At 43.5% G+C, this 14,459-nt stretch carries 20 protein-coding genes; 17 read left to right on the top strand and 3 right to left on the bottom strand.

Annotated features, from left to right (window positions below; genetic code table 11):
- Window positions 1-142 precede the first annotated feature (142 nt).
- From ABD128_RS01780 to ABD128_RS01790, 3 genes are all read left to right on the top strand, one after another.
- Window positions 143-352 (top strand): cold-shock protein, encoded by a 210-nt coding sequence (locus ABD128_RS01780; RefSeq protein ID WP_343985625.1) that lies wholly within the window; start codon window positions 143-145, stop codon window positions 350-352.
- A gap of 179 nt (window positions 353-531) precedes the next feature.
- Window positions 532-879 carry a Fis family transcriptional regulator gene (locus tag ABD128_RS01785; RefSeq protein ID WP_343985628.1) on the top strand — a complete coding sequence of 116 codons (348 nt, stop codon included), beginning with the start codon at window positions 532-534 and terminating at the stop codon, window positions 877-879.
- A gap of 135 nt (window positions 880-1,014) precedes the next feature.
- A complete protein-coding gene (locus tag ABD128_RS01790) occupies window positions 1,015-1,329 on the top strand; it encodes a hypothetical protein (RefSeq protein ID WP_343985631.1) in 315 nt (104 codons plus the stop codon).
- Window positions 1,330-1,363: 34 nt separating this feature from the next.
- Here ABD128_RS01790 and ABD128_RS01795 read toward each other — a convergent pair whose 3' ends face one another.
- Entirely contained in the window at window positions 1,364-1,999 is a 636-nt protein-coding gene (locus ABD128_RS01795) for a glutathione S-transferase family protein (protein WP_343985634.1), read from the bottom strand.
- 116 nt (window positions 2,000-2,115) lie between these two features.
- On the opposite strand from ABD128_RS01795, the gene ABD128_RS01800 reads away from it, so the two are divergent.
- From ABD128_RS01800 to ABD128_RS01865, 14 genes are all read left to right on the top strand, one after another.
- Window positions 2,116-2,748 carry a toxin-antitoxin system YwqK family antitoxin gene (locus ABD128_RS01800; protein ID WP_343985637.1) on the top strand — a complete coding sequence of 211 codons (633 nt, stop codon included), beginning with the start codon at window positions 2,116-2,118 and terminating at the stop codon, window positions 2,746-2,748.
- A gap of 64 nt (window positions 2,749-2,812) precedes the next feature.
- Complete coding sequence (locus ABD128_RS01805) at window positions 2,813-3,019, top strand: DUF3565 domain-containing protein (protein ID WP_343985640.1); 207 nt, start codon at window positions 2,813-2,815, stop codon at window positions 3,017-3,019.
- Between the two features lie 65 nt (window positions 3,020-3,084).
- Complete coding sequence (locus tag ABD128_RS01810; RefSeq protein ID WP_343985643.1) at window positions 3,085-3,423, top strand: zinc ribbon domain-containing protein YjdM; 339 nt, start codon at window positions 3,085-3,087, stop codon at window positions 3,421-3,423.
- A gap of 86 nt (window positions 3,424-3,509) precedes the next feature.
- Window positions 3,510-3,785, top strand: a complete 276-nt coding sequence (locus ABD128_RS01815) for a hypothetical protein (protein WP_343985646.1) — start codon at window positions 3,510-3,512, stop codon at window positions 3,783-3,785.
- A 30-nt stretch (window positions 3,786-3,815) separates the two neighbouring features.
- Window positions 3,816-4,235, top strand: coding sequence for a VOC family protein (locus ABD128_RS01820; protein ID WP_343985649.1), 420 nt, complete (start codon window positions 3,816-3,818; stop codon window positions 4,233-4,235).
- Window positions 4,236-4,314: 79 nt separating this feature from the next.
- Complete coding sequence (locus tag ABD128_RS01825) at window positions 4,315-4,833, top strand: CC0125/CC1285 family lipoprotein (protein ID WP_343985652.1); 519 nt, start codon at window positions 4,315-4,317, stop codon at window positions 4,831-4,833.
- Window positions 4,834-4,920: 87 nt separating this feature from the next.
- Window positions 4,921-5,151 (top strand): glycine zipper domain-containing protein, encoded by a 231-nt coding sequence (locus ABD128_RS01830; RefSeq protein ID WP_343985654.1) that lies wholly within the window; start codon window positions 4,921-4,923, stop codon window positions 5,149-5,151.
- A 180-nt stretch (window positions 5,152-5,331) separates the two neighbouring features.
- Window positions 5,332-6,165 carry a type I methionyl aminopeptidase gene (map, locus tag ABD128_RS01835; RefSeq protein ID WP_343985658.1) on the top strand — a complete coding sequence of 278 codons (834 nt, stop codon included), beginning with the start codon at window positions 5,332-5,334 and terminating at the stop codon, window positions 6,163-6,165.
- Between the two features lie 14 nt (window positions 6,166-6,179).
- A complete protein-coding gene (glnD, locus tag ABD128_RS01840; protein ID WP_343985661.1) occupies window positions 6,180-8,831 on the top strand; it encodes a [protein-PII] uridylyltransferase in 2,652 nt (883 codons plus the stop codon).
- A 23-nt stretch (window positions 8,832-8,854) separates the two neighbouring features.
- Window positions 8,855-9,679 carry a 2,3,4,5-tetrahydropyridine-2,6-dicarboxylate N-succinyltransferase gene (gene dapD, locus ABD128_RS01845; protein ID WP_343985664.1) on the top strand — a complete coding sequence of 275 codons (825 nt, stop codon included), beginning with the start codon at window positions 8,855-8,857 and terminating at the stop codon, window positions 9,677-9,679.
- 37 nt (window positions 9,680-9,716) lie between these two features.
- On the top strand, window positions 9,717-10,061 hold the full coding sequence (locus ABD128_RS01850) for an arsenate reductase (protein ID WP_343985668.1): 345 nt from the start codon (window positions 9,717-9,719) through the stop codon (window positions 10,059-10,061).
- Between the two features lie 8 nt (window positions 10,062-10,069).
- Window positions 10,070-11,209: a succinyl-diaminopimelate desuccinylase gene (dapE, locus tag ABD128_RS01855; RefSeq protein WP_343985671.1), complete on the top strand. Its 1,140-nt coding sequence runs from the start codon at window positions 10,070-10,072 to the stop codon at window positions 11,207-11,209.
- 1 nt (window position 11,210) lies between these two features.
- Entirely contained in the window at window positions 11,211-11,927 is a 717-nt protein-coding gene (locus tag ABD128_RS01860) for a M15 family metallopeptidase (RefSeq protein ID WP_343985674.1), read from the top strand.
- A 51-nt stretch (window positions 11,928-11,978) separates the two neighbouring features.
- Window positions 11,979-12,119, top strand: coding sequence for a hypothetical protein (locus ABD128_RS01865; protein ID WP_170114230.1), 141 nt, complete (start codon window positions 11,979-11,981; stop codon window positions 12,117-12,119).
- A gap of 31 nt (window positions 12,120-12,150) precedes the next feature.
- Here the strand turns inward: ABD128_RS01865 and ABD128_RS01870 are convergent, their stop codons facing one another.
- Window positions 12,151-12,891, bottom strand: coding sequence for an enoyl-CoA hydratase (locus tag ABD128_RS01870; RefSeq protein WP_343985681.1), 741 nt, complete (start codon window positions 12,889-12,891; stop codon window positions 12,151-12,153).
- Window positions 12,892-12,965: 74 nt separating this feature from the next.
- Window positions 12,966-14,375, bottom strand: coding sequence for a M28 family peptidase (locus tag ABD128_RS01875; RefSeq protein ID WP_343985683.1), 1,410 nt, complete (start codon window positions 14,373-14,375; stop codon window positions 12,966-12,968).
- Window positions 14,376-14,459: the final 84 nt, after the last annotated feature.

A 14,459-nucleotide genomic window follows, 5' to 3' on the forward strand; every position in this document is an offset into this window, starting at 1 on the left:
GAAAGAAGTCTCTATTTTCATCCTACATTTCATTGTAATTAGTATTAATTCGTGTCCTGCAGTTTCTAAATATCAGTCTACATTACCAGCTATTCAAGCCTCTTGAAGGCAATTTTATATTTAAATATTACAGGATAATATTATGTCTAATACAATTACAGGAACCGTTAAGTGGTTCAACGAAGCAAAAGGTTTTGGTTTTATCGAGCAACAAAATGGTCCTGACGTGTTCGCACACTACAGCGCTATCAGCAGCTCAGGTTTCAAAACTTTAGCAGAAGGCCAGCAAGTTCAGTTCACAGTAACTGACGGTCAGAAAGGCCCACAGGCTGAGAATATTGTTGCTGTTTAATTACTAGCCAACCCTATTCGAAAAGCAAGTCACTCGTGACTTGCTTTTTTTATGTCTGCGCAAAAGTGCTTTACAGTAATAAATACCCTTAGCAACCCGTTACTACGCTAGTTATCGCGTTCTAAAAGCAATATACTCAAGCCTTTAATCAATGGTTTAAACTCTCTCTACGCTTCCTTATGAAGAAAACCGATAAAAAAACTGAAAAGTTAATCGTTAAAACTCTGACTGATGCCTGCCATATCGCTACTGAAACGGTCGAGGGCTTTGAGTGGTTGACTCACTTTGTTGATTACGATGCATTCCCACAGTCCTTTGAAGTTGTGTGTATCTTTGATACCAAGGAGTCTTTATCGAAAGCCATTCAGGAACATCAGGATAGTTTCGTTCGTTCCTTGATCACTGATAAGCTGAGAAGCATAGATATCCCCATCAAAGATAGCGCTAAACAGATTAACTTTGATACTGAAGAGGCTTGCGAAGCCGAACATAACGGTAACTGGGCTAAACGATTTCTGTCGCAGTAATTTAACGACCTATAAACAATCATTATCTAAAACTATTCGAATCAGATTCTTAGCCCATAAATGCTTCACTTATACCTTATTGCGGTCTAGACTAAGTCTGTTAGCAAGGTAAATCGAATCACCAAAGGAATGATTATGTCGCTTACTCTATTGATTATTGGTTGTTTTCTGCAGTTTATGTTTGCGGGGTTTCAGGTAATGTTTGTGATTTTTTCGGCTTCAGGCGCGGTCAATACACATACCATTAAAGGACTAAAGCTAGCGCTGTTAAACTCTGCCGTATTTATTTTGCCCTTATCATGTATAGCGACTGTAGTATTGTTAGTAACGCTTTATATTAAAGACTCTCCTTATTTGTCGCTTTGGTGGCATGCCGTTCCCGTAGTTTTATCGGTTCTTTATTTAATTTACGTCACGCTACTGACAAAAAATGAGCCCGCAGAGCGCTAGCATGAATAGCGAGCGCCAATCGCTTGGTAATATTTCAATTATTTCCAATTAACTGCTCATCGAGATCTTTCGCTGCTTTATACGCAGAGCGTTCGCTAACCCTTGCGGCGTACTCTTTAAAGCCTGGACGCTCATCTAAACTACCAAAATGAAGTCCCCATAAAACATGAGAGCCCACATAAATATCTGCGGCAGTAAACCTCTCACCTGCAATATACGGGCTCGATTGCAGTTTTTGTGAAAGAACATCAAGCACTAAGTTGTAATTACCATAGCCAACCATTCGCTCCTGCTCATCTTTAACATCAACGCCTAGCGAGCGATTCACGATGGCTGACTCTAGCGGGCCAGCACTAAAGAAAAGCCAACGATAATATTCAGCACGATTATCTATGCTCGGCGCCAAGCCCTTTTCGGGAAACGCATCGGCCAGATAGGCGCAGATCGCCGCACACTCCGTGACCACTTTCCCGTTATGCACAATCGCTGGCACCTTGCCCATTGGGTTAATCGCAATGAATTCTACCGTTTTCATAGGAGCGCCATACTCAAGAATCTTTTGGCGATACTCAGCTCCAGCCTCTTCCAAGGCCCAGCGCGCGATCTGCCCACGGGATTGTGGGTTGGTGTAGAATACTAAAGAACTATCTGCTGCGTTAGTTATCGGCATATTGCTGTCTTCTGAAAGTTATTGAATCTCTACACATTATCTGAAGACACTATGAAATAGCAATATCTTTAATATCAGGTTACTATGGTTAAAAAACGAACAAAGGTAATCGTGCAATGAAACTTCGAGCAGCAATTATTACAGCAATTCTCTCTGGAATAACGTTGTACGCTTCTACCGCGTTCAGCGCCGGAAAAGCCTTCGATTACACCAAAGTTAAGCCTGAACATTACGCTAATCTCAAAAACAAATCGGAGTTTACAGACAAACAAGGCGATACCTATAAAGTAAAAAACTCAAAATATTCGAAGGGTTTGTATATCCAAATTACCGAGAATGGTCGTAGCAAGTGGAAAAAGCATGGTCGATTCTACTCGATATCATCCAGTAGCGGTAAAACCAAAGGCTTTGTGACTTACCATTATGGTGTCAAAGAAGGCCCAGCCGAATCCTATAACCATAAAGGGCAAGTGCAATTTAAAAAGTACTATAAAAATAACAGGCTAGAGGGCCCTTGGCAGCAATATACAGATAAAGGAAAGCTGTTTGAGGAGCGTATTTATGTTGGCGGAAAAAAACATGGAGAGAGGATAATGTACCACCCAAATGGCCAACCCAACTTCAAATCCACCTATGTCCAAGGCAAAAGAGAGGGCGAATCTTATCAATATAACGATAAAGGCAAAATAATCGCTAAGAAAGTGTATGTTAACGGTAAACAAATAGGTAAAACACAATGGCTTCATTAGGTACAATGCTAAACCTTAGGGATTGCTATACCTACAGCTAGTTTCGAATATACACTAAAATACTATGAACCAATCTATAATTGGCTACCATAAAGATGAAGAAGACCACTGGGTAGCCGAATTAAACTGTGGTCACTTCCAACATGTGCGCCACAAACCACCCTTCATCAACCACCCGTGGGTTGTGACGCAACAAGGCCGTGAGTCGATGCTTGATGAAGAACTGAACTGCAAAAAATGTGATTCAGGCGCACCTAAAGATAAACTTTAGCCTTTAGCTACACTTTCCTCTCGCCACCAGTTAAGATCAATAAAACATTACAATAAGGTTATGCAATGAACGAACTCCCTAATTGTCCTCAATGTGACTCCAGTTATACCTACGAAGACCAAGCAATGTTAGTTTGCCCTGAGTGCGGTCATGAGTGGTCAAAAGATTCTACGGGGGATTCTGAAGGCGATTTATCAATCAAAGACTCTAATGGCAACCCACTTCAAGACGGCGACACCATCACGGTTATCAAAGATTTAAAAATAAAAGGCTCTTCACAAGTGGTAAAAGTTGGCACTAAAGTAAAGAACATTCGACTGGTCGATGGCGACCACGATATTGACTGCAAAATCCCTGGCATTGGTGCTATGAAACTTAAATCTGAGTTTGTAAAAAAGGTTTAAAATCCCCCTGTTTCAATAGTTCAATCGTAAATCACCCCCTCCTTTCTGTTAGGATTTAACAAGCTCCTAACAGAAAGAGGTATAGAATGATGAAACGGTTTTACTTGATTCTGAATGGCTTATTGGCCTTAGGGTTGATCGGCTGCTCAAGCGATTCAGAACGAACAGCAAAAGAGCAATCAGAGCCGATTAAAGGTAGCTTGCAATGGTGCCGTATGTACCACGACCCAGCCACTTCTGGCGAAAGGAAGCCAAACGCAGCCAAATACTGCGAGCCCACTTTAGAAAGGCAACACCCTCATAAGCGTGACAACACTATTTTAGATAACGGTGCCAAAGTAGAGGTTAAACCCTCACTGTAACTATAAAAGCACAAAATAAGGCGAATAGAGATGCCCCAACCATTCCATTTAGCAATTCCAGTACATGACCTAAAGTCAGCACGTCAGTTTTATGGCGAGTTATTAGGGTTCGACGAGGGGCGCTCTAGCGACCACTGGATTGATTACGACTGCTACGGCCACCAATTGGTAGTACATTTGGATGAATCAATGCAACCCAAACCAGCCAACACCTCTAAGGTTGATGGGCATGGCGTTCCTATTCCGCACTTTGGTGTTGTGCTAGACATGATGCAATGGCGCAAACTGGCTGAGCATCTTACGAAAAATAGAGTCGAGTTTACCATCGAGCCTTATATTCGGTTTGAAGGGAAACCTGGCGAACAAGCAACTATGTTCTTTAATGACCCATCCGGTAACGCCCTTGAATTTAAGGGATTTAATAATATGGATGACTTATTCAAGAAATAAATTATTTAAAGTTCTGCAACAAGGTTGTTTATCCGCCTTGATTAAAGTGAATCGCATTTACTAGAAAGGGGAAATCACGATGAAAGCAATACAAGTCCTATACATATCTGCATGCTTAGCTTTAGCGAGCTGTGCAAGTACAACAGCGTACGCCCCAGCAGATAGCACTGATGATTACGGTTATTACAGTACAAAAATTAGCGATAAGCGTTACCGCGTGGGCTTCAATGGTAATACAACCACAAGTCAAAATACGGTTAAGGATTACGCTTTACTGCGAGCAGCTGAGCTCACTTTGCAAGAAGGCGGCACTTGGTTCCAGATTGTAGATAGGAGTTCCGACAAACAATCGCACCATTCCCCAGCAAGAACAGAAGTTCGTCGTACTGATGTCATCGAGCGAGACTGTGGATTATTGGGCTGTGAAACTCGACGTCGCCCTTCTTACACCACCACAGTAGGGGTTGAAGCAGGAACTTCCAAAAGTAAATATAGCAGCTCTTTAGAGATTATGATTGGCGATGGCGAAATGCCTCAATCAGATGGCCAATATTATGATGCACAACAGCTAGCTTCAACTCTACGAGCATCAATGTAGTCAGTGTTACAGTTTATACACTTAGGTTAAGACAAAGCGGCTTTCGGGTCGCTTTTCTTTAAGTTTGATTTTTAAGCTCAGCCGTTTATGATTGAGTTTATTACCCACCAACTCGAAAACCGCATGAAAGAGAAGCAAGCAGGGGAAAATCATGGCTCAACTTATATTGGTGCTTTTCTCGCCATTGGCGTTGGCATGGGAACAGCGCTTGGTATCGCTCTAGACAATATGATGCTAGGTATGGCAATTGGTGTAGGCGCGGGAGCAGTCGCAGGCATAGCCCAAGAAATCAGAAAGCGAAAGTCACGTTCAAAGTAAACACCAACCTTGTTTAGCTAATAAAATACCTATTTAGCCCCGATATTTACCCTTCCTATCAATGCCTAACTTAAAAGCTATCAGGTTTCCCTTGTCGCATACAATTCGTTAGAATAGATGACTATTTGCTAGCCATCAAACTAAGGCTAGGCACAACAAAAGGTACCTATTGGACATTGTATGGGCATTCAGCTAAAGACTCCTGAAGAAATTGAAAAGATGCGCGTCGCAGGCCGTTTGGCTGCGGAAGTTCTTGAGATGATTGGTGAGCACGTCAAAAAAGGTGTCACCACCGAAGAACTGAACCAAATTTGCCACGACCATATCGTGCACAAGCAAGGTGGCTACCCAGCTACTTTGTACTATGGTGGCTCTCCCTACCCAGTTCCACTCGACGAAGAAGGTAACCCAACTCAACTGTTAGTTGGCGGTGGTTTTACTAAATCGATTTGTACTTCGGTAAACGACGTTGTGTGTCATGGTATTCCTAACAAAAAGCCTTTACGCAATGGCGATATTTTCAACTTGGACGTGACGGTGATTAAAGACGGTTATCACGGCGACACCAGTAAAATGTTTGTTGTCGGAGAGCCGACGCCTCAAGCCAAAAAGCTCATTCAAGTGACTCAAGAAAGTCTTTACCTTGCGATTGATATGGTAAAACCTGGCGCACGCTTAGGTGATATCGGTTATGCCATCCAGCGCTATGCTGAAGGCAAAGGATACTCTATCGTTAAAGAATATTGTGGCCACGGTATTGGCGCTAAGTTCCACGAAGAGCCACAAGTGACTCACTACGGCCGCCCTGGCACTGGTGTCGAGTTACAGGAAGGCATGACATTCACTATCGAACCCATGGTTAACGTAGGTAAACGTCACGTTAAACATAACAAAAAAGATGGCTGGACAGTGTTAACTAAAGATCGTTCTTTGTCAGCTCAGTGGGAGCATACTTTATTAGTCACTTCGACAGGCGTAGAGGTGCTTACCCGTCGCCAAGAAGAACCCTTTTAAGCGGGCTTCTGTAAGTGGCAAGTCCAGACAAATTCAACTACCTTCCAAAAGCAGCCGATTTACTCAAGAAGAGCCAGTCGGCTGAAGGCATTGAGCGTCTTAAAGTTTATAAAGGCTATCTTCAAGCAGGCTTAGACGCACTGACCAAACAATTCCAAAAAGGCACCAGTATTATTCAACTGTTGCGCGCCCGCAGTGCCTTAATGGACCATATCTTAATCACCAGCTGGTCACAATTTTCCGTTAATAGCAGTGCCGCCTTAATCGCCGTTGGTGGTTATGGGCGTGAAGAGTTGCAGCCCTACTCTGACATCGATATCTTAGTGTTATTAAACGAATTGGATGATGCAAAAGGTAAGCAACCTGAACTTGAGGCATGGTTAGCTTTTTTGTGGGACATTGGCCTTGAAGTTGGCCACAGCGTCCGAACCATCGAGCACTGTGAAGAACTGGCGCTAGAAGATATCTCCGTAGCGACAAACCTGATTGAGTCACGTTATTTGTGTGGCGATCGCTTATTGTTAAAAGAATTAGACGAAAGAATCAAGAAGCCTGAATTTTGGCCATCAGAAAAGTTTTTCAAAGCTAAGCTTAACGAACAAATCACTCGCCACATTAAATTTAAGGAAACCTCCTTTAATTTAGAACCTAATATTAAGTCGAATCCGGGCGGACTGCGTGACCTGCAAGTCATCCAATGGATTACGTTGAAACACTTCAAAAGCAGTAGTTTGCACGACCTGATTAAGTACGGAATTTTCACACGACGTGAGTACCGGAGCTTATTGAATGGGCAGCAGTTCCTCCACCGTGTGCGCTTCGCGCTACACGTCTTAAGCAATAAGCGTGAAGATCGATTATTGTTTGAACACCAGAAAAAAGTCGCTGAGTGGATGGGCTTTGAGGATCACGACAACAAGTTAGCTGTGGAACATTTGATGCAACGCTATTATCGCGCCGTCATGATCATTCGTAATCTTAACGAGCTATTCCTGCAGATTTTTGAGCAAGAGTATTTGCAGCTTGGGCAAAACGCTAACTTCATTGAGTTGGACGAAGACTTTTATCTGCACAACCAAAGAATTGGTATTAAAGATCCTGATCTGTTTCTGCGAAAGCCACATGCGTTAATTAAAATTTTCAGTCATATAGCGCTTAACCCGGAGATTATACAAATCGAAGCCAAGACCATGCGAAAAATTCGCTCTAGTCAACAAATGGTCAACAAAAGCTATCGACGTGATCCAATTAACATTAGCTATTTCAAAGAGTTTTTAGCAACTAAGCAGTTGACCAGTCGTGGCTTCACGCTAATGAAACGCACGAATATTCTCGGCGCTATGATTCCAAAGTTCGCGCAGATTGAAGGCCAGATGCAGTTCGATTTATTCCACGCTTACACTGTGGACGAACATACCCTATTCCTTTTGCGCTACATCATTCGCTACAATAAGCCTGAGTTTCAGCATGAGTTTCCGCTATGTCGCAAGATCATGAAAACTTTAGTCGACCCTACACCTTTGTACTTGGCGGCTATCTTTCACGATATCGGCAAGGGCCGTGGCGGCGATCACTCGGAGCTCGGCGCTGTCGATGCTTTAGAATACTGTAAATCAATTGGGCTAGAGACACATATTGCAGAGCTGGTTGCTTGGTTGGTGAAAAATCACCTCATCATGTCGCTTGTAGCGCAGCGCAAAGATATTAGTGACCCTGACGTTATCGAGCGCTTTGCAAGTCGTGTGCCCTCGATTCTGCATTTGGAATTACTCTATGTGCTAACAGTGTCGGATATTCGTGCGACCAACCCGACCTTGTGGAATTCGTGGAAAGAGTCACTATTGAAAGAACTGTTCTTAGCGACTAAACATTACTTAACCCAATCCACTCCTCGCGCGAACCAAAGTGAAATGCTTGAAGATACCCGTCAACAAGTGATCGAGCAGTTTACTAAGTCTGGCGAGTCTGTAGAGCCCGTTCGGGAACTACTTGTTGAGCTAGGTAATGATTACTTGTTGCGTTATCACCCTGAGCAAATCATTTGGCAAACCGAGCAATTATTATCGCAGCCGGAACTGCCCTATGTCGCCATAAAGAATCACCGATCACAGGCAGGCACAGAAGTCTTTATTGCGATAGAAGACCAGCCAGACTTGTTCGCTTCGATAACAGCATTATTGAGCCAGAATCATTTGAACATTCAGGCCGCAACTTTATTTACCTCGCCCAAAGGCCTGTGTCTCGATACCTTTATTGTGTTGGATGAACAAGGTTACCCGTTATCATACGAGCAGCGGATCCAAGAAATCCAAGACAACTTAATTGATGGCTTATCCAACATGAAAGGCTTAGACTTGTCGATTAGTCGTGCCATACCATCGAAACTGAAATACTTTACGGTCAAAACTCGAATCGAGATATTTAATGACCCGAACAAAGCATTTACCACTCTTGAAATCACAGCGCTCGACCGCCCCGCCCTTTTGGCGAATATCGGTCAAGCTTTTAGAGATTGTGATATCGAGGTGCACTCTGCAAAAATTGTCACGCTTGGCGAGCGTGTCGAGGATACTTTTACCATCAGCGATGGCAATAATCAGTCGATTACTGATGAGACTAAGATTAAACAAATTAAGCAATATCTTAAGCAAGCGATTAACGCTTAAACTAAATATTTATAGGAACCGTTATGTCTTTGCAAAATACTATTGAACAAGCTTTTGAAAACCGCGATTCGCTTTCTCCAAGCTCAGCACCGGCGGAGATTAAAGAAGCTGTAATAGAAGCACTAAACCTACTCGACTCAGGCCAAGCTCGTGTAGCCGAGAAGAAAGATGGCGATTGGATCGTGAATCAATGGCTAAAAAAAGCGGTTCTTTTATCGTTCCGCTTAAATGAAAACAATGTCATCGACACAGAATTGGCGCAATTTTATGACAAGGTGCCGATGAAGTACCAAGGTTTGAGCGAAGAGCAATTCAAAGCTGGTGGCACTCGTGTGGTGCCACACGCCATCGCGCGTCATGGCTCCTACATTGCTAGCAACGTCGTTCTGATGCCAAGCTACACCAATATTGGCGCCTACATTGATGAAGGCACTATGGTCGACACTTGGGCAACCGTTGGTTCCTGTGCACAAATCGGCAAAAACGTTCACTTATCAGGCGGTGCAGGTATTGGTGGCGTTTTAGAACCATTACAAGCTGGCCCAACTATTATCGAAGACAACTGCTTTATTGGCGCACGCTCTGAAGTAGTCGAAGGCGTTATTGTTGAAGAAGGTGCTGTGTTATCAATGGGCGTATTCATTGGCCAAAGTACTAAGATTTATAACCGCCTAACTGATGAAGTGACTTACGGTAGAGTTCCAGCTGGCTCGGTTGTAGTTCCAGGAAGCTTGCCTTCGGAGTGCGGTAATTATAACTTAAATTGTGCCGTTATCGTTAAGCAGGTTGATGCGAAAACTCGTGCTAAAACTAGCGTTAACGAATTATTACGTTTAGGCAAAGATTAAGTTTAAAGCATAAGTTAAAAAGGTTTAGGTATTAGTTATGGTAAAGATTTACGGCATTCCAAACTGCGATACAGTAAGAAAAGCAGTGAAATGGTTAGAAGCTAAAGACATCGAGCATGAGTTCATCGACTATCGTAAAAACCCGCTAGAGCGCTCGATTATAGAGAGTTGGGATAAAGCTATCGGTTGGGAAAAACTACTCAACAAGCGCAGCACCGCTTGGCGTCCACTTGAGCAGTCAGTGAAAGATAATATTGATCGCGACTCGGCTATCGACTTAATGCAAAGCAAAGTGACTTTGATTAAAAGACCAGTACTGGTCAAAGGCGATGAAGTTCATTTGAGTTTCAAGCCTGAACAATACCAAGATATTTTTAGCTAAGGCACATTATGACTATCGATGTTATTGAGTTAGCCAAAAACCTGATTAATCGTGAATCGGTGACGCCGCATGACGCCGGTTGTCAAAAGCTGATGATAGATCTGCTCGATAAGCAAGGTTTTGAACACGAAATCATGGACTTTGAAGACACTCAAAACTTTTGGGCAATTCGTCAAGGCGCTACGGAAGAGCCTGTTTTTGTGTTCGCAGGCCATACCGACGTAGTGCCGGCAGGCAACTTAGACGACTGGCATACACCGCCTTTTGAAGCAACAATCGAAGATGGTTATCTTTACGGTCGTGGCGCTGCTGATATGAAAGGCAGCCTTGCCGCTATGGTCGCGGCCACAGAGCGTTTTGTCGCTGACTACCCTGATCATAAAGGCTCGATTGCATACCTTATTACCAGCGATGAAGAAGGCCCTTTTATTAATGGCACTGTGCGCGTGGTCGAAGAACTAATGAAACGTAACCAACGCTTCGATTACAGCGTGGTTGGTGAACCTTCGAGCACAGCCGTACTTGGCGACGTTATTAAAAACGGGCGTCGTGGCTCGCTGACAGGATTCCTAAAGATTCTAGGCACCCAAGGTCACGTCGCCTACCCTCACTTAGCAGATAACGCCATTCATAAGTCTTATAAAGCTCTAAATGCTCTGGCAGAAGAGCATTGGGATGATGGAAATGAGTTTTTCCCACCAACCAGTTTTCAGATAGCGATCGAAAATTCTGGTACCGCAAGCAATGTCATTCCTGGTGAAAAATATGTGGAATTTAACTTCCGCTACTCAACAGAGTCCACTGCAGAGGGTTTGAAAAAGCGTGTCACTGATGTCCTAGACCGCTTCAACCTAGATTATCAGCTGGACTGGAAATTAAACGGTGAGCCATTTCTGACACCTCCTGGAGAATTGCTTACTGCCGCAAAGAATGCGGTACGTGAAAACTGTAATATTGAAGCTGAAGCTTTAACCAGTGGCGGAACTTCCGATGGACGCTTTATCGCAAAGACTGGCGCTGAAGTTGTTGAAATTGGTCCCGTGAATAAAACCATTCACAAAATTAACGAATGCGTCAAAATCGACGAACTAAAAACCTTAGTGGATGTTTATTACAGTGTTTTAAAACACCTTTTAGCTAAAGAGTAATATGAAGAGTATAGATAATTCCATGATGACACCCGAGCAACTGATTGGGTTGGAGCAGAACCACCTAATTAATGTTGTTGATAACAGCGAGTTATTAGGGCAAAAATTCGAATGCCACCATGAGGTGCTAATTCCAATTGCAAAATTAATTCGTCAGTCTGAGCTCGACGGAGTCCCGCTTCGGGTTATCAGTAGCTATCGTAGCTTCGAGCGACAAGCTGAAATATGGAATTATAAGTATAACAATGATGTTGAGTTGAATTTACGCGATGGCACCACCGTCAACTCTTTTGAGTTATCGCCTAAAGAGCGTGTCGATGCAATCCTACACTACAGCGCCATCCCAGGCACCAGCAGGCACCACTGGGGAACGGACTTTGATGTATTCGATGCGGCAGCAATCGATCAAGGCTACGAAGTTAAACTCACTGAAGAAGAGTTCGAAGATAAAGGCCCTTGTTCGCGTTTAGACGAATGGTTAGATTACAACCTTGAGTCTTTTGGTTTCTTTAAACCTTATCGCGAGGACAAAGGTGGCGTAGCTTGCGAGCCATGGCACATCAGCTACAGACCGATTGCAGAAAAAGCTTTGAAGGAGTTTCCGTTAGACTTCTTGAAAGAAACGTTAAGAGAAAAAGATATAGGCGGCAAAGACAATATCAATTCAAGGCTGGAGAGTCTTGCTAGGAAATACGTGTATAATATTTGTACTGAGTAATTCTATAGTGACGCATTACTCTGTCATTCTATAGCGAAACAAGGAGCGATTATGTTGAAAGCGATTTTGATTACGTTATTAATTTTCGCCATTATTGGCGCAACTTTGTTTGTGCTGAAACGAAACAACAAATTCAAAGTTCCTAAAGGTGTAAAGCCACAGCCTTACAAGGATGATGAGGATGATTACTGATAGCTATATCGGCAATCATCCTCGATAAAGATTACTTCTCTAAAAACTTCTTAAAGATAGCCTTAGCTTCGTCGCTAGTTAAAAGCGATGAAAAGCTTCGTGCCTCACGCTCGATTGCTTTACTGACTAACCCAGAATTCGAACGCAATAATTGACGGCTCACTCTTAAGGCATGAGCAGGTTTACTCGCTAGTTTCTCAGCTTTGCCTTGCGCAATTTCGTAATATTTATCTACTGCTACAACGTCATTAATAATGCCAAGTTCTTTTGCTTTCGCAGCATCGAACGGCTCCGCTAACAGTAACAGCTCTGCTGCTCTAACATAACCAATCTGGCGCGTTAGTAAGTAACTAGAACCAGCCTCAGGACACAGCCCTAAGTCAACGAATGGTAAACTGAAATAGGTTTGGTCTGTGGCGTAGACAAGGTCACAGTGAAGCAACAAGGTGGTTCCGATCCCAACGGCAGGCCCTGAAACGGCGGCCACCATCGGCTTGTCGAAATTGGTTAACTCATGCAAAAACTTTAAGACCGGACTTCCCTCTTCCAATACAGGCTGCTTTAAAAAATCGGTAATGTCGTTACCTGCTGAAAAGCACCCTTCGCTGCCTTTAAAAAGTACCACATTTACTTCATCGTTAGCTTTAGCCGACTTTAGAGTCGCCGACAACGCATCGTACATTTCTGAGGTTAATGCATTTTTCTTATCTTCACGATGGAAGCTGATATGAAGGACTTTATTGATTAATTGAGAAGTCACTAACTCGGACATGTTATGGCCTCTTGAACTGGGTAGATATTAGTCTCAAAAAGATAACACATCCGAGCAGATAGGGATAGACTCGGTTACTTTTGGTTAAAACCTGTACCGAAGTCACCGTTCATTTGTGCGGAAAGATAGGCAAAGATAACGTAAGCAGCGGTATTTTGCTTTAATGATCCGGGGTCGACCTTATCCAAAGTGTCGTTTGGTGTATGGTGATAGTCGAAATAATCGGTTCCATCTTGGCGTAGAGAAAAGACCGAAATCCCCTTCCCACGTAAAGGAATAAGATCTGGGCCACCACCAGCATTGTTGTTACCGTAGCTAATACCTAAAGGTGCCATGACGTCTGCCATCTGCTTCACTGCAGGTATCGCTTCAGGCTTGACCTTTGAATCGATTCGCCAAATTTTACCAGCGCCAAAATCTGACTCAGCGGCAGTGATGATATTTTTAATATCATCTTTATGTGCTTCGGCGTACGCCTTTCCGCCTATTAAGCCCTGTTCTTCGTTTGCAAACATGATAACGCGGATAGAGCGCTTTGGACGATCTGGTAAATCTAATATTAACTTTGCCGCAGCAACTGTGATACCAATTCCAGCGCCATCGTCTAAAGCCCCAGTACCTAAGTCCCATGAATCTAAGTGCGCACCGATAATTACATATTCTTCAGGATTTTCACTACCCGTGATCTCACCAATAACATTATGGCTAGTGTATTCTTCACCATTTTTAGCACCTATCGTCATTTTCACAGTGACAGGCTTACCACGGCGAATCATATTCTCTAACAAGTCCGCATCAGGAGCTGACAAGGCAGCGGCTGGAATTTTTGTGATTCCCTCTTCATAACGCATAACGCCAGTATGCGCCATGCGATGTGAGTCGGTACCTATTGAGCGAATTAAGATTCCTACGGCGCCTTTCTTAGCCGCTTCAGACGCTCCCTGCCCTCTTGCGGCTACCGCTGGTCCGTACCCCGAACCGTCTCTAGCTCGCTCCATACGGTTCTTAATAAATACAATTTTCCCTTTAGCGGCATTAGCAGGTGCTGCTTTTAAAGCCTCAAGATCATCAAACTCAATGATTTCAGCCGATAAGCCATCTTCAGGGGTCGCCACACTAAAACCCAAGGCAGTGATAACTAGCGGTTGCGGGTAAGGTGATAAAACCTCTGCGCTCTCGACACCACGCTTCCAAGTCGGAAAGGTTACCGGCTCGGTCCACACTTTGTCGAAACCTAGCTCTTCCAACTTAGCTACGCCCCACTTTACCGCAGCAGCGTCGCCTGGCGTACCCGCCATTCGTGGACCTACTTCTGTGGTTAGCGATTCAACAATGTCGTAATCCAGCGAGCTATCCAGAGCCTTGTCTCTTAGTTGTGCTGCGACTTTTAAGTCCTCATCATCAAAGTTTGGGGCATCATTCGCCACTGCGCTAAAAGCAATAAAGCATGATACAACTAGTGTCGATACATATTTCAGTTTCATAAGATACTCTTCGAAAATTTAATTCTGCTTGTTAATACCCTCTTAACTTGTCATCGACTCAAGATTGACAGTCTCCATACCAAG

The organism is Kangiella japonica, from assembly GCF_039523535.1.
In the GTDB taxonomy this organism is placed as follows: Bacteria; Pseudomonadota; Gammaproteobacteria; order Enterobacterales; family Kangiellaceae; genus Kangiella; species Kangiella japonica.

Coding starts and splice junctions, on each gene's coding strand:
- ABD128_RS01875 (WP_343985683.1), bottom strand. CDS start 14,375: ATGAAACTGAAATATGTATCGACACTAGTTGTATCATGCTTTATTGCT.
- ABD128_RS01850 (WP_343985668.1), top strand. CDS start 9,717: ATGGTAAAGATTTACGGCATTCCAAACTGCGATACAGTAAGAAAAGCA.
- ABD128_RS01785 (WP_343985628.1), top strand. CDS start 532: ATGAAGAAAACCGATAAAAAAACTGAAAAGTTAATCGTTAAAACTCTG.
- ABD128_RS01860 (WP_343985674.1), top strand. CDS start 11,211: ATGAAGAGTATAGATAATTCCATGATGACACCCGAGCAACTGATTGGG.
- ABD128_RS01825 (WP_343985652.1), top strand. CDS start 4,315: ATGAAAGCAATACAAGTCCTATACATATCTGCATGCTTAGCTTTAGCG.
- ABD128_RS01870 (WP_343985681.1), bottom strand. CDS start 12,891: ATGTCCGAGTTAGTGACTTCTCAATTAATCAATAAAGTCCTTCATATC.
- ABD128_RS01815 (WP_343985646.1), top strand. CDS start 3,510: ATGATGAAACGGTTTTACTTGATTCTGAATGGCTTATTGGCCTTAGGG.
- map (WP_343985658.1), top strand. CDS start 5,332: ATGGGCATTCAGCTAAAGACTCCTGAAGAAATTGAAAAGATGCGCGTC.
- ABD128_RS01805 (WP_343985640.1), top strand. CDS start 2,813: ATGAACCAATCTATAATTGGCTACCATAAAGATGAAGAAGACCACTGG.
- ABD128_RS01820 (WP_343985649.1), top strand. CDS start 3,816: ATGCCCCAACCATTCCATTTAGCAATTCCAGTACATGACCTAAAGTCA.
- ABD128_RS01810 (WP_343985643.1), top strand. CDS start 3,085: ATGAACGAACTCCCTAATTGTCCTCAATGTGACTCCAGTTATACCTAC.
- ABD128_RS01865 (WP_170114230.1), top strand. CDS start 11,979: ATGTTGAAAGCGATTTTGATTACGTTATTAATTTTCGCCATTATTGGC.
- ABD128_RS01830 (WP_343985654.1), top strand. CDS start 4,921: ATGATTGAGTTTATTACCCACCAACTCGAAAACCGCATGAAAGAGAAG.
- ABD128_RS01800 (WP_343985637.1), top strand. CDS start 2,116: ATGAAACTTCGAGCAGCAATTATTACAGCAATTCTCTCTGGAATAACG.
- dapE (WP_343985671.1), top strand. CDS start 10,070: ATGACTATCGATGTTATTGAGTTAGCCAAAAACCTGATTAATCGTGAA.
- dapD (WP_343985664.1), top strand. CDS start 8,855: ATGTCTTTGCAAAATACTATTGAACAAGCTTTTGAAAACCGCGATTCG.
- ABD128_RS01780 (WP_343985625.1), top strand. CDS start 143: ATGTCTAATACAATTACAGGAACCGTTAAGTGGTTCAACGAAGCAAAA.
- ABD128_RS01790 (WP_343985631.1), top strand. CDS start 1,015: ATGTCGCTTACTCTATTGATTATTGGTTGTTTTCTGCAGTTTATGTTT.
- ABD128_RS01795 (WP_343985634.1), bottom strand. CDS start 1,999: ATGCCGATAACTAACGCAGCAGATAGTTCTTTAGTATTCTACACCAAC.